Origin of the sequence: Shewanella sp. NKUCC01_JLK (assembly GCF_019345615.1) — a bacterium.
Lineage (GTDB): Bacteria > Pseudomonadota > Gammaproteobacteria > Enterobacterales > Shewanellaceae > Shewanella > Shewanella oncorhynchi.
Window position 1 is genome coordinate 16,694 of record NZ_JAHKRD010000014.1, and the last position, 12,729, is coordinate 29,422.

Sequence of the window (12,729 nt, forward strand, 5' to 3'; positions counted from 1 at the left end):
GAAGGATGAGGGAATAATGAAATCTTCTGCCGCGATAAAAGTCCCGTTAATTTCTTCAGGCTTAATCAAGTCTGTTATTGGGATCGCATTGGTATTTGGAATTTTGCCATCGAGTTATGCTGCAAACCGATTAATGGATGTTAAGTACCATGCCTTGGTTGACCATCAGTTAGAGCTAGAGTTGGTATTTGAAGAAGCGGTCACTCCGCCAGTTATTGACTCTAATGCATCGCCTGCAGAGCTCGTATTAACCTTTGATAATAGTATTTCTGGTTTATCTAAGGATCGCTTACCCATTAATCAAGTCGGTGTAACTGACATGATGACTGAGCAGCAAGATACTCGTCTTAAAGTCACCTTAGGTATGTCCAAAGTGAAACCTTACCAAGGTTCAGTCATGGGCAACTCATATCGACTCACTATTAATGATGAGGTTGCAGGCGCTCAGACTCAGGCAGAAAATCCCTTCGTTAACAGCATTAAAAATATCGATTTTCGTCGTAATGAAAATGGTGGCGGTGAGTTATTAGTCTATTTGAATAACCGCTCGGTTGCCGTTAACGTTGAGCAAGTGGGCGCTAAACTCGAAGTTAAGTTATATAACACTGATATTAATAGTGATCTGCTTTATGTTATGGATGTGAAAGATTTTTCAACACCAGTAAAAAGCTTCGAGACATTTAAAGAAGATCTAACAACGCGCATTTTAGTTGATATTGCTGGGGAATATGAGTTCAGTTACAAGCAAGAGGATAATCTCTTTAGACTCTCGATGAATAAAGTTGAGAGAGTTGCCGCCAAGAAAGATGTTAAAAAATACAATGGCCGTACTTTGTCGCTTAACTTTCAAAATATCCCTGTACGTACTGTTTTGCAGATCATTGCTGACTATAACAATTTTAACTTAGTCACGAGTGATACTGTTGAAGGCAACATCACCTTGAGATTGGATGATGTGCCCTGGGACCAAGCATTAGATTTGATTCTACAAACCAAAGGCCTAGATAAGCGTATCGAAGGCAACATCTTAATGGTGGCACCGAGCGAAGAGTTGGCTATTCGTGAAAGCCAAAATCTCAAAAATAGGCAAGAAGTTAAAGAGCTAGCACCTTTGTATTCTGAGTACTTGCAAATTAACTATGCCAAAGCGATCGATATTGCTGAGCTGCTTAAAAGCGCAGATTCTAGTTTACTCTCGCCACGCGGCTCAGTCGCGGTCGATGAACGTACCAACACTGTACTTGTGAAAGATACGGCAGAAACGATTGAGAACATCCATCGTTTAGTCGAAGTACTCGATATCCCTATTCGTCAAGTGCTGATCGAGTCACGTATGGTAACAGTCAAAGATGATGTCTCTGAAGACTTAGGCATACGTTGGGGCGTAACGGATCAGCAGGGCAGTAAGGGAACCTCTGGTACATTAGAAGGTGCTCAGAGTATTGCCAACGGCATCATTCCAACTCCTGACCAGCGTTTGAACGTTAATTTGCCTGCGGCAGTGACCAATCCAACAAGTATCGCATTCCACGTTGCTAAGTTGGCAGATGGTACTATTCTTGATTTGGAATTGAGTGCGTTAGAGCAAGAAAATAAAGGTGAAATTATCGCCAGCCCTCGTATTACTACCTCTAACCAAAAGGCGGCTTATATTGAGCAGGGTGTGGAGATCCCTTATGTGCAGTCGACTTCAAGTGGTGCAACCTCGGTCACTTTTAAGAAAGCCGTGTTGTCCTTGCGTGTTACTCCACAAATTACACCTGATAACCGCGTTATTTTAGATTTGGAAATCACCCAAGACTCTCAGGGCAAGACGGTTGACACACCAACGGGTCCCGCAGTCGCCATCGATACCCAACGTATTGGCACTCAAGTGCTAGTTGATAACGGTGAAACCATAGTCCTTGGTGGTATTTATCAGCAAAACTTGATCAGCCGGGTGAGTAAAGTCCCTATTCTCGGTGACATTCCCTTAGTCGGTTTCCTGTTTAGGAACACAACAGACAAAAATGAGCGTCAAGAGCTACTTATTTTCGTAACCCCCAAAATAGTCGGTGAGAAGATCTAAGCACTTGCTATGTATCGACTAAAGCCAGCAGTGATTGCTGGCTTTATTATTACTGGAATACAATTCTTTGCATAAATAGCGCACATGGCTTGCCATAGTAGACCCTAAGCTGAGATAATCCTCGGTCAAGTCTCATAAGAGCAAGGTAACATATAGGTCGGCTTGATGTTGAGTCGATATAGGCATACTTTTCAATAAGATTCAGACGTACAAGAAATGGCTGAAAAACGTAATATTTTTCTGGTAGGCCCTATGGGCGCAGGTAAAAGCACAATTGGTCGCCATCTGGCGCAAATGCTGCATTTAGAATTCCACGATTCGGATCAAGAGATTGAACAACGCACAGGCGCTGATATTGCTTGGGTGTTTGACGTCGAAGGTGAAGAAGGCTTCCGTCGTCGTGAAGCTCAGGTTATTGCTGATTTGTCTGAGAAACAAGGTATCGTCCTTGCCACCGGTGGTGGTTCAGTACAAAGCAAAGATATCCGTAATCATCTGTCTGCTCGTGGCATTGTGGTTTACCTGGAAACCACTATCGACAAACAGGTTGCTCGTACTCAAAGAGACAAGCGACGCCCATTATTGCAAGTGGATGATCCTCGAGAAGTGTTGGAGAATCTTGCAGAGATCCGTAATCCATTGTACGAAGAAATTGCCGATGTGATTGTCAAAACCGATGATCAAAGCGCAAAGATCGTCGCAAATCAGATCATTGAGCAATTAGGTTTTTAGGCAGAATTTATGAAGCAAATTCAGGTTGATTTAGGTGTACGTAGTTATCCCATTTACATTGGCCAGAATTTGATGAGTGATGGCGAGACTTTGTCTCGCTACCTGCTTAAAAAACGTATTCTTATCGTCACCAATGAAACTGTCGCGCCTTTGTATCTTAAACAGATACAAGAGACGATGGCTTCGTTTGGTGAGGTAGAGAGTGTTATCCTTCCCGATGGCGAACAATTCAAAGACTTAGCACATCTAGATACTATTTTTACTGCATTGCTGCAGCAAAACTATGGTCGAGATTCTGTGCTGGTGGCTTTGGGGGGCGGCGTGATTGGTGATATGACGGGCTTTGCCGCGGCATGTTATCAACGTGGGATCGATTTTATTCAAATTCCGACAACTTTATTGTCGCAGGTGGATTCTTCCGTCGGCGGTAAAACGGCTGTTAACCATCCTCTTGGTAAAAACATGATTGGGGCCTTTTATCAGCCACAAATCGTGCTTATCGATACTTTATGTTTACATACGCTTCCAGCGCGCGAGTTTGCGGCGGGAATGGCGGAAGTCATCAAGTATGGCATCATGTGGGATGCTGATTTTTTTCAATGGCTTGAAGATAATGTAACGGCGCTAAAAACCTTAGATGCCGAAGCATTAGGTTATGCTATCTCTCGTTGCTGTGAGATTAAAGCCGATGTGGTTAGCCAAGATGAAACTGAGCAGGGCGTGCGTGCTTTGTTGAATCTGGGTCATACCTTTGGTCACGCGATTGAAGCCGAAATGGGCTACGGTAATTGGCTGCATGGTGAAGCCGTGTCAGCTGGCACAGTCCTTGCTGCTAAAACAGCTAAGGCACTGGGGCTTATCGATGAGTCAATAGTTTGTCGTATCATACAGTTACTGCAAGCTTTTGATCTTCCAGTGAGTGCGCCGGAATCTATGGATTTCGACAGTTTCATTCAACATATGCGACGCGATAAAAAAGTTTTAGGCGGTCAGATTCGACTGGTGCTCCCAACGGCAATAGGCCGCGCGGATGTGTTTAGTCAAGTCACAGAATCTACCCTTGAACAGGTTATTCGCTGCGCATAAAAACTGTGTGGTGGGCGAGTGACGTTTCAGGGTTCTGTCTTGCTTCCTTCTCAGGAAGCCCTCATACAAAGAATGCATCATGTTGCCAGTTATAGCGATCAGCTGCTGGTGCTTTCTGGTGTCAGCGGTTCAGGAAAAACGACCTTAGTTACCGGATTAGCGACCGATTTTGACGAGTCAAATGCGGCATTTGTGATTTGTCCTATGCATGCCGATAACGCTGAGATACGCCGCAAAATTCTAGTCCAGCTAATTTCATCCCCTATTTTTGACGACGACATTCCCCTCGCCGATACTCTGTTGCGGCTTGCGAGCACGCAAACTAAACCTTTACATATTATTATCGATGATGCGCATTTATTACCTAAGGCGCTCTGGGCTGAGTGTATTATTCTCAATCAGATCCAGTGTGCGGGTAAGAATATTGCCGTCACGCTCACGGTTCCACCGGCATTCTTAGCGGACCTATTGCCACAATTACCCGAGCAATTGCGGCGGCAAATATTGCCTATCAGTATTGAGCCGTTAACCATGCCAGAGCGTGAAGCTTTGTATCAAACATTGCTGAGATACAGCGATCAAAACCCTTTTACGCCAAGGGAAATCGTACGCAGTCAGCTTGAGAAGCAAACGGGTACGCCGCAAGAAGTGGTCAATCTGTTAGATAAAGCCTTGCATAGTCCGCAAGAGAAAACATCTTCTTGGGTGAAATATAAAGCTGTGGTGGTGACAGCTGTGAGCATGTTGTTAGCGCTAGGTATTTGGCTTGGTGTTACTCAACCATTTTCTGAAAAGCAAGCCCTAGAGGCTGCGACTTTTCCTGCGATAGATTCCCCCGTTTTCTTGTCCTATGGGCAAAAAATCTTAGCCCCCTATTTTGCTCTGCGCGCTGATCAATTAAAGTTTGCCGCCGTACCCGTGACAGTTAACGAACTAGATACATCCAAAGCCAAAACAGAACCGGCTGTCGATCCATTAAGTGAATTCCATGGTGAGGCACCACATCCTGAGCCTGATGATGCAGCCTTAGTGATCGTTGGTGAAGTGAGTAGCAAGTCTTTTGGTGGTGATGAGCCAACTGTGGATGCAGAGCTTCAATCTAAAACAGTAGATGTCCAGTCTCCAGCGCCAGAGGCTGCAAAGGTTGATAAAACAGTTTTGGAACCGCAAAAGCCACTCAAAGGTTATACAGTACAAATAGCGAGTGTTGCTCAGCTAGATACCCTGCGTTCGACATTAAAGAGTCTTGAGAATGTCGAGGGCGTTCGAGTCGCAAAGTATAAACAGCGATGGGTTGTCCTCGTTGGTCACTACAGCAGTAGCAAATTGGCTTCGAATGCGGCGGCGCAATTGGTTAAGGAGTATCGTTTTGAGCAACCTTGGGTCAGAAAATGGGCCGATTTGAAAGATTATCAAGTAGAAGAAAGTCTCTCAAATCGTGAAATTTCAGAATAAACAGAGTACAATCATGGCCTTTATTTTTGTCGGCATTCATCAAGTTAAATGATAAAAAAACACAGAGCCTTCCTTAAGTGGGCTGGCGGTAAATTTAAATTGGTGGATGATTTAGCCAGTTATTTACCCGCAGGAGACCGTTTGGTCGAGCCGTTTGTGGGTGCAGGATCCGTTTTCTTGAATACGGATTATCCTAGCTACCTGCTCTGTGACATTAATCAAGACTTGATCGAGTTATATCAGATAGTGAAGCATCAACCAGAAGCATACATTGCCGCAGCTAAAGCATTGTTTGTCGATGAGATGAACCAAAAGGAAGCTTACTATCAGGTGCGGACCGATTTTAATAAATGTCGCGACCCTTTCCAGCGTTCTGTGTATTTTCTTTATTTAAATCGCCATGGTTTTAATGGCTTATGCCGTTATAACCGTAAGGGTGGCTTCAATGTGCCCTTTGGTTCCTATAAAAAACCTTATTTCCCCGAAAAGGAAATCTGGGCCTTTTCTGAAAAAGCGCAACGTGCTGAGTTTAAATGCATTGGTTACGAAAAAGCCTTTGAGCAGACACGCAGTGGCGATGTTATCTATTGCGATCCACCTTACGCACCGTTATCTACTACATCCAGTTTCACGACATATGTTGGTGCCGGTTTTAGTTTAGACGATCAAGCACTGCTGGCTCGTCATTCGCGCCATACCGCGTTAGAGCGTGGTATTCCGGTATTGATTAGTAATCACGATATTCCATTAACTCGCGAGTTATATCGCGGCGCGCATTTAGCGAAAATTCAAGTGCAACGCAACATTAGCCAAAACGGCAGTGGTCGTAACAAAGTGGATGAGTTGATGGCGTTATATGATGAAAACTACGATCCAAAAGACGACTAGTTTCAACATAAATAACGTTTAGCTAAGCACTTGTCCTACGAGAAACATCAGACTTGCCACTAAGATGACAGCTAACACTATGCCCATCACTATGTAGGGCAATGGGGAACTGGTTTGAAAATCTTTTTTACGATTTTCGCTAGTTTGTACCCCGAAAAAAGCGGCAACGGTACTGTGGAATACTTGCCAAATGCGGCTAAGCATTAATAGGCGAGATGCGACGTAGTGGGCTTGAGATCATCCATAGGTTTATCTTGATGACCATGTAATAGTTCAAGTAGATCGACAAAGTGGAACTGACTCGAACGGTTTTTACCTGTAAGCCACGTTTTCCAGCTTAAGGTTTGTGCTTGATCGGCGCAGCGATTATTAGGGTGGCTACTGGGCAGTGCATTGTTGTAACGAGTGTCATTGCTACAAGCGCAAGATGCAGTTTCGGTATTTTCCGTAAGTTTTTCAACGCCAAAAGCTAGCGTGGCCACTACAACTGCAGTAAATGCCAACATCATAGATGACTTAAATGTCACCGACCTAACATAGTGTGAAAACTGACTAAACCGCTCCATCATAACGCTTCCTTTGGAATGAACCAGCACTGCGCCTCGAGTATAACAAACTCGCTTAGTTTATGAACAAAAAATTATCAATTCCAGCCAAAATGCTCGGAAATATTAGCTTATTTTACCGAATCTAAGCCCCAATTTACTGCGATAGCTGCAGAGTGTGCTGCTTTGCTGACATAGGCACAGCGGATCAATTGCCAGAAATGTGGCTTTAGCTATAGAGGCTTAGCTTGGCTCAGGGTAAAATAAGGCACTTTTTATCCAAATAGCAGCGAGTGTTTTATGCGTCCATTCTTGATTGCTCCATCAATTTTATCTGCCGATTTTGCCCGTTTGGGTGACGATGTAAAAGCTGTGTTAGATGCGGGAACCGACGTAGTACATTTTGATGTGATGGATAATCACTATGTTCCTAACTTAACGATTGGCCCTATGGTGTGCCAAGCACTGCGTAACTATGGGATTACCGCTGATATTGATGTGCATTTGATGGTCAAGCCGGTTGACCGTATCGTGCCTGATTTTGCTAAAGCGGGCGCGTCTATTATTACTTTCCACCCAGAAGCCTCTGAGCACGTCGATCGCACACTTCAGCTCATCAAAGAGTGCGGTTGTAAGGCGGGTCTCGTGTTTAACCCTGCGACACCACTGCATTATCTTGACCATGTGATGGATAAACTCGACGTGATCCTATTGATGTCAGTGAACCCTGGTTTTGGTGGTCAATCCTTTATTCCATCAACCTTAGATAAGCTGCGCCAAGTGCGTGCGCGTATTGATGTCAGTGGTTTTGATATTCGTTTAGAAGTCGATGGCGGCGTTAAGGTCGACAATATCGCCGAAATCGCTGCGGCGGGTGCGGACATGTTTGTTGCGGGCTCGGCTATTTTCGGCAAGCCCGATTATAAGGCCGTTGTTGATGAGATGCGTGCCGAACTTGCTAAAGTTGGGGCATAGCCATGTGGGATAAGATTAAAGCGATAGCGTTTGATCTTGATGGCACGCTGATCGACAGTGTGCCTGACCTAACCGTTGCTACGCAGGAAGCCTTAGCCGAGTTAGGTTTGAAGAGCTGCTCTGAGGCGCAAGTTCGTACTTGGGTCGGTAACGGTGCAGAGATGTTGATGCGCCGTGCTATGAGTCATACTTTGGGTACGGATGTTGAGCAAACAACCCTTGATGCGGCTATGCCGATTTTTATGCATCATTATCAAGAAAATCTTGAAAAGCACAGTGCGCTGTATAGCGACGTGCATCAAGTGCTGCAAACTTTGTTTGATGCAGGCTTTAAGTTAGCGGTTGTCACCAATAAACCCTATCGTTTTACCATGCCATTACTCAATGCTTTTGGGATTAACGACTTTTTCAGCTTAGTGTTAGGTGGCGATACCTTAGCTAAGATGAAGCCCGACCCTTTGCCGCTGCAGCATTTATTGCATGAGTGGCAATTGGAGAAAACTGAGTTATTGATGGTCGGCGATTCTAAAAACGACATTTTAGCGGCGAAAGCGGCTGGGATAGCGTCAATCGGCTTGACCTACGGCTACAACTACGGTGAAGATATTGGGCTCAGTGGCCCAGATGCCGTATGTGAGCAATTTAGTGAGATTCTGAACTGGGTAAAACCTACCAAGTAATGGGGGTTACCTGTTTTTTAGTCGATTTTTTTAGTCTTTTTATATATAGATAGTGGAGCAATGACGTAATGACCAAACCCATAGTACTCAGCGGTGCACAGCCGTCCGGCGAATTAACCATAGGTAACTACATGGGTGCATTGCGTCAATGGGTTGCGATGCAAGATAGCCACGACTGCCTGTATTGTGTAGTTGATTTGCATGCCATTACTGTGCGCCAAGATCCTAAAGCGTTGCGCGAAGCGTGTTTAGATACCTTAGCCCTGTATTTGGCCTGTGGCGTCGATCCTAAAAAGAGTACAGTGTTTATCCAGTCACAGGTGCCACAACATACGCAATTGGGTTGGGCATTAAACTGCTATACCCAAATGGGTGAGTTGAGCCGCATGACTCAGTTTAAAGATAAATCACAAAAGCACGCCAACAACATCAACGTGGGTTTATTTGGCTACCCAGTGTTGATGGCGGCGGATATTCTGATTTATCAAGCGAACGAAATCCCCGTTGGCCAAGATCAGAAGCAACACCTTGAGTTAACGCGTGATATCGCTACTCGCTTTAACAATGCCTATGGTGATACTTTCACCATTCCTGAGCCGTTTATTCCTGAACTTGGCGCTAAAGTCATGTCGCTGCAGGAGCCGCTAAAGAAGATGTCTAAGTCAGACGATAACCGTAATAACGTTATCGGCCTGCTAGAAGATCCGAAATCAGTGCTGAAGAAGCTGAAAAAAGCCATGACAGACAGTGATGAGCCGCCAGTCGTGCGTTTTGATGTGGATAATAAACCGGGTGTTTCTAACCTGCTGAGTCTCATGTCGGGTGTGACAGGGCAAAGCATTGCGAGCCTAGAAGCCGAGTTTGAAGGCAAGATGTATGGTCATTTGAAAGGTGCAGCAGGTGAAGCGGTTGTGAGCATGTTAGAGCCACTGCAAGAGTGTTACCGCGCGATTCGTAGCGATCGCGCTTACTTAGACCAAGTGATGAAAGCTGGTGCACAGAGTGCGCAGGCGCGCGCCGAAGTGACCCTGAAGAAAGTGTATGAGAAGATTGGTTTGTTAGTGTAATCAATCGATCGATAAATTAAGCCGACGTTCGCGTCGGCTTTTTTGTGCCTGTAAATTCATCCTAAGCCTGTGATTTTAGCCAAGATGAGAAAGCGGCAATCGCAGGTTCTGATAAACGGCGTTGCTTACAAAAGAAGGTAAATTCAAATCCGGTATGTACATCGGGCAGATTCAAGGTGACTAAACGCCCCGTTGTGATATCGCCAGCCACCATAAAGTCCGGCGCTAGGGCTAAGCCTTGGCCAGCAATCGCCGCTTCAATCGCCATCACAATATGACTAAACACATGCTGTTGTTCGTTATCGAGTGGTATTTGGTGCGCCGATGACCACTTGTGCCAGTCGAGCCCTAATGGTCCTTCATCAACCACCAGCAGAGCTTGTTGCTGGAAATTACTCAGGCTTATATCGCGCCATTTAAGGTAAAAACTGGGGCTGCATACAGGAATTAAACGCTCTTTGTGCAGTAACTGTTGCCAATAACCACGTTGATTTAGCTTACCGGCGATGAAGATATCCGCGGTGCTGGTGCTTAGATCAGGATCTTGGGTGATCATCTCGAGGCGGATTTTCACGCTCGGATATTGGCGGCGAAAATCGGCGAGTCTTGGGATCAACCATTTTACTGAAAATGAGCTGTAAACGGCCAGGCAGAGTTGTTGATTTGGCGTATCGCGTACTTTCAAGTTGAGGTCGCTTAACTCGTTGAATATCCGCTCTAACTCTAGAAATAGTCCGTGCCCCTTAGGCGTTAACTGCAGTTTACGCCCCTGACGGTCGAACAGTTGCTCGCCAAAATACTCTTCTAATACTCGCACTTGGTGCGACACTGCACTTTGGGTGATGCACAGTTCATCGGCGGCCTTAGAAAAATGCTGCTGTCTGGCGGCAGCTTCAAACACTTGTAGAGCGCGTAATGGCGGGAGCTTTCTCATGATTTTCAATATCTAAAGGCTTTAGTATGAATTTAATTCATCTAGCATGAGAAAGCATCATTTCAGCTTAAGTTTTGCGAGGATTATCATGCCGCCATTGAGATTTATGGATGTTAAAAAATGCAACGCCCAGTAGTTATTGGTTTGATTTTATTGATAGTAGGTAACCTATTCAGTGCCTTCTATGATGTGTCGATCAAGTGGTTACCGGACGATGCGAGTGCCTCGACTTTCCTCCTTGTCAGGCAAATCTCTTCAGTATTTATGTTGTTGCCAGTGTGGCTGTATTCGCAGCGTCCGATGACGACACATATCTCAGTTCACCTTTGGCGTGCCAACATTGGCTCAGTTGGCGCGCTTTTTTTAATTATTGGCTTAATGGCATTACCGCTCGCGACAGTTAGCTCATTGTTTTACTCCGCACCGCTAATGATTATTTTGATGGGGTATTTCTTCCTGAGCGAGAGGATCACCGCTGCTCAGACAATCTGTACTGGCTTAGGTTTTGTCGGCATCTTGATTATCCTGCGACCGAGTGAAATGAACTGGTACGGCATTGCTGTGCTGTTTTCTGCTTTTACCTTTGCAGTGAATCAGTTAGCACTTAAAAAAGTACCCCATGCTGAGCATCCCGTGCTAACGCTAATGCTATATAACTTGCTGGGTATTCCGGCAACGTTAGTGATTGCAGCGTTTCAGGGGATTGAGGGTTTGAGTTGGGAGCTTGTGGGCGTGGCCTTGCTGAGCAACGCATTTTTATTGGTTTATCACTGGTTTTGTGTGTTGGCTTACCGCAAGGCCCAGGCGAGTGATATCGCGATTGCGGAATACACAGGCTTGTTGTTTATTGTCTTTTTAGGCTGGTTGTTGTTCGATGAATGGTTGGATAACTTAAGTTGGCTCGGTGCCGCCTTAATCGTATTGCCTTCGTTGTTTTTACCTTGGCTAGGATCGCTCCTATCAAAATCGGCACCTAAGATAGCAGATACACTCACGGGAAAATAACCGCGAGGGTTAAAGCCTAAGTGGGCGAGTTAGCTCACCACTTAGGCTCAAGTTTTAAATAGGTAAACTGCAAAATTACTTAGCATACTCAAATACTTTCACCACTTTACGCACGCCAGCAGTATTACGGGCGATATCAACAGCTAAGTCTGCTTGTGAGCGATGAATAACCCCCAGCAGGAAGACTTCACCATTTTCAGTGATGACTTTAATGCGAGTCACATCCAAATCTTTTTCGTTCAGCATGCGGCCCTTCACTTTGGTTGTAACCCAAGTGTCATTGCTGCGGGTGGTGAAAGAGGTTGGATTGCCAATGCGGATTTGATTATGTATTTTGCCGCCGAGCTTAAGATCTTGTACGACCTTGATGGCTTTATCCCTTAACGTAGAGTTAGGGGCTTGGCCTATCATAAGTACATTGCCATTGACGGATACACCTGTGATATTCGTTTGTTTTTTAAGATCTTCTTGCTCTAGCAGTGCGCTGGTGATCTTAAAATCGGTATTGGTATCATCAAGCTGAGTCTTAACAGTACGTTCGTCGTTGGCCATCATAGCGCCACTGACTGCGCCCACCATAACGGCACCGGCGCAGCCTTGAAGCAGCAAGCAAACCATTAACAGCGGGGCAGCGTGTCTCATTGCTGCTCGTCCTGTGGGAAGAGGGTGCGGTCAATATTGTCACACAGGCAATGGATCACCAGTAGGTGCACTTCTTGGATACGTGCAGTGACATTTGAAGGTACGCGGATTTCCACATCGTTCACGCTCAGTAGGCCAGCCATAGCGCCGCCATCTTTACCTGTTAGCGCTACGATAGTCATGTCGCGGCTTAATGCGGCTTCAATGGCTTTAATCACGTTACCTGAGTTACCACTGGTCGAGATTGCTAGCAGAATGTCGCCCGGTTGACCTAAGGCAAAAATCTGTTTTGAGAAAATCTCATCATAGCTATAGTCGTTGGCGATAGCTGTGATGGTTGAAGTATCGGTAGACAGAGCGATGGCTGGTAAGGGTGGACGCTCAATCTCGTAGCGGTTTAGCAGTTCTGCTGAGAAATGTTGCGCATCACCAGCACTGCCGCCGTTACCGCAAGCAAGGATTTTATTGCCACCCAAAAGACAGTGCACCATCATCTCGGCCGCTTTGGCGATGGATTCTGGCAGTGCTTCGGCTGCATCGATTTTTGTCTGGATAGATTCAGTAAAGCTGTCTTTAATGCGTTCTAACATGGATAAATCCTTTCAGGATAAAGTGTTGCTATCATGCCATATTTCCACAAGCGTGTTGAGGC

14 protein-coding genes are annotated in these 12,729 nt (G+C 45.4%); 9 read left to right on the top strand and 5 right to left on the bottom strand.

Features of this window, described 5'->3' with window-relative positions; genetic code table 11:
* The first annotated feature begins 16 nt into the window (after positions 1–16).
* The 5 genes from KO537_RS15510 (at position 17) to KO537_RS15530 (ending at position 6,229) form a co-directional block, all read left to right on the top strand.
* Positions 17–2,068 (top strand): type IV pilus secretin PilQ family protein, encoded by a 2,052-nt coding sequence (locus KO537_RS15510; RefSeq protein WP_113941458.1) that lies wholly within the window; start codon positions 17–19, stop codon positions 2,066–2,068.
* Between the two features lie 216 nt (positions 2,069–2,284).
* A complete protein-coding gene (aroK, locus tag KO537_RS15515) occupies positions 2,285–2,800 on the top strand; it encodes a shikimate kinase AroK (protein WP_006083542.1) in 516 nt (171 codons plus the stop codon).
* A 9-nt stretch (positions 2,801–2,809) separates the two neighbouring features.
* Positions 2,810–3,886 (top strand): 3-dehydroquinate synthase, encoded by a 1,077-nt coding sequence (gene aroB / locus KO537_RS15520; RefSeq protein WP_219234821.1) that lies wholly within the window; start codon positions 2,810–2,812, stop codon positions 3,884–3,886.
* Between the two features lie 18 nt (positions 3,887–3,904).
* Positions 3,905–5,341, top strand: coding sequence for an AAA family ATPase (locus tag KO537_RS15525; RefSeq protein WP_219234823.1), 1,437 nt, complete (start codon positions 3,905–3,907; stop codon positions 5,339–5,341).
* A gap of 48 nt (positions 5,342–5,389) precedes the next feature.
* The gene (locus KO537_RS15530; protein WP_131525404.1) at positions 5,390–6,229 is read left to right on the top strand and encodes a Dam family site-specific DNA-(adenine-N6)-methyltransferase; all 840 of its coding nucleotides are present in this window, start codon (positions 5,390–5,392) and stop codon (positions 6,227–6,229) included.
* A gap of 18 nt (positions 6,230–6,247) precedes the next feature.
* Here the strand turns inward: KO537_RS15530 and KO537_RS15535 are convergent, their stop codons facing one another.
* Both KO537_RS15535 and KO537_RS15540 read right to left on the bottom strand, forming a co-directional pair.
* Positions 6,248–6,433 carry a DUF2970 domain-containing protein gene (locus tag KO537_RS15535; protein WP_105250532.1) on the bottom strand — a complete coding sequence of 62 codons (186 nt, stop codon included), beginning with the start codon at positions 6,431–6,433 and terminating at the stop codon, positions 6,248–6,250.
* Positions 6,433–6,798, bottom strand: a complete 366-nt coding sequence (locus tag KO537_RS15540; protein ID WP_105250531.1) for a hypothetical protein — start codon at positions 6,796–6,798, stop codon at positions 6,433–6,435. Before KO537_RS15540 ends, KO537_RS15535 begins: the two co-directional genes overlap by 1 nt.
* A gap of 276 nt (positions 6,799–7,074) precedes the next feature.
* Here KO537_RS15540 and rpe point away from each other — a divergent pair, with 276 nt between their 5' ends.
* The 3 genes from rpe to trpS all read left to right on the top strand — a co-directional run bounded on the left by rpe (position 7,075) and on the right by trpS (position 9,496).
* Entirely contained in the window at positions 7,075–7,749 is a 675-nt protein-coding gene (gene rpe, locus KO537_RS15545) for a ribulose-phosphate 3-epimerase (RefSeq protein ID WP_219234824.1), read from the top strand.
* Between the two features lie 2 nt (positions 7,750–7,751).
* Complete coding sequence (locus KO537_RS15550; protein ID WP_173248102.1) at positions 7,752–8,429, top strand: phosphoglycolate phosphatase; 678 nt, start codon at positions 7,752–7,754, stop codon at positions 8,427–8,429.
* A 68-nt stretch (positions 8,430–8,497) separates the two neighbouring features.
* Positions 8,498–9,496 carry a tryptophan--tRNA ligase gene (gene trpS, locus KO537_RS15555; protein ID WP_219234827.1) on the top strand — a complete coding sequence of 333 codons (999 nt, stop codon included), beginning with the start codon at positions 8,498–8,500 and terminating at the stop codon, positions 9,494–9,496.
* Between the two features lie 61 nt (positions 9,497–9,557).
* On the opposite strand, the gene KO537_RS15560 is transcribed toward trpS, so the two are convergent.
* On the bottom strand, positions 9,558–10,430 hold the full coding sequence (locus KO537_RS15560) for a LysR substrate-binding domain-containing protein (protein WP_219234829.1): 873 nt from the start codon (positions 10,428–10,430) through the stop codon (positions 9,558–9,560).
* Positions 10,431–10,550: 120 nt separating this feature from the next.
* Here KO537_RS15560 and KO537_RS15565 point away from each other — a divergent pair, with 120 nt between their 5' ends.
* Positions 10,551–11,435 carry a DMT family transporter gene (locus tag KO537_RS15565; RefSeq protein WP_131525400.1) on the top strand — a complete coding sequence of 295 codons (885 nt, stop codon included), beginning with the start codon at positions 10,551–10,553 and terminating at the stop codon, positions 11,433–11,435.
* Positions 11,436–11,510: 75 nt separating this feature from the next.
* Here KO537_RS15565 and dolP read toward each other — a convergent pair whose 3' ends face one another.
* Positions 11,511–12,077: a division/outer membrane stress-associated lipid-binding lipoprotein gene (gene dolP / locus KO537_RS15570; RefSeq protein ID WP_105250526.1), complete on the bottom strand. Its 567-nt coding sequence runs from the start codon at positions 12,075–12,077 to the stop codon at positions 11,511–11,513.
* Positions 12,074–12,667 carry a phosphoheptose isomerase gene (locus KO537_RS15575; protein ID WP_105250525.1) on the bottom strand — a complete coding sequence of 198 codons (594 nt, stop codon included), beginning with the start codon at positions 12,665–12,667 and terminating at the stop codon, positions 12,074–12,076. Before KO537_RS15575 ends, dolP begins: the two co-directional genes overlap by 4 nt.
* Positions 12,668–12,729 lie beyond the last annotated feature (62 nt).

Bases quoted from the DNA above. Each gene is read 5' to 3' on its own strand.
- KO537_RS15510 (WP_113941458.1), top strand. From the start codon at position 17: ATGAAATCTTCTGCCGCGATAAAAGTCCCGTTAATTTCTTCAGGCTTA.
- aroK (WP_006083542.1), top strand. From the start codon at position 2,285: ATGGCTGAAAAACGTAATATTTTTCTGGTAGGCCCTATGGGCGCAGGT.
- aroB (WP_219234821.1), top strand. From the start codon at position 2,810: ATGAAGCAAATTCAGGTTGATTTAGGTGTACGTAGTTATCCCATTTAC.
- KO537_RS15530 (WP_131525404.1), top strand. From the start codon at position 5,390: ATGATAAAAAAACACAGAGCCTTCCTTAAGTGGGCTGGCGGTAAATTT.
- KO537_RS15535 (WP_105250532.1), bottom strand. From the start codon at position 6,433: ATGCTTAGCCGCATTTGGCAAGTATTCCACAGTACCGTTGCCGCTTTT.
- KO537_RS15540 (WP_105250531.1), bottom strand. From the start codon at position 6,798: ATGATGGAGCGGTTTAGTCAGTTTTCACACTATGTTAGGTCGGTGACA.
- rpe (WP_219234824.1), top strand. From the start codon at position 7,075: ATGCGTCCATTCTTGATTGCTCCATCAATTTTATCTGCCGATTTTGCC.
- KO537_RS15550 (WP_173248102.1), top strand. From the start codon at position 7,752: ATGTGGGATAAGATTAAAGCGATAGCGTTTGATCTTGATGGCACGCTG.
- trpS (WP_219234827.1), top strand. From the start codon at position 8,498: ATGACCAAACCCATAGTACTCAGCGGTGCACAGCCGTCCGGCGAATTA.
- KO537_RS15560 (WP_219234829.1), bottom strand. From the start codon at position 10,430: ATGAGAAAGCTCCCGCCATTACGCGCTCTACAAGTGTTTGAAGCTGCC.
- KO537_RS15565 (WP_131525400.1), top strand. From the start codon at position 10,551: ATGCAACGCCCAGTAGTTATTGGTTTGATTTTATTGATAGTAGGTAAC.
- dolP (WP_105250526.1), bottom strand. From the start codon at position 12,077: ATGAGACACGCTGCCCCGCTGTTAATGGTTTGCTTGCTGCTTCAAGGC.
- KO537_RS15575 (WP_105250525.1), bottom strand. From the start codon at position 12,667: ATGTTAGAACGCATTAAAGACAGCTTTACTGAATCTATCCAGACAAAA.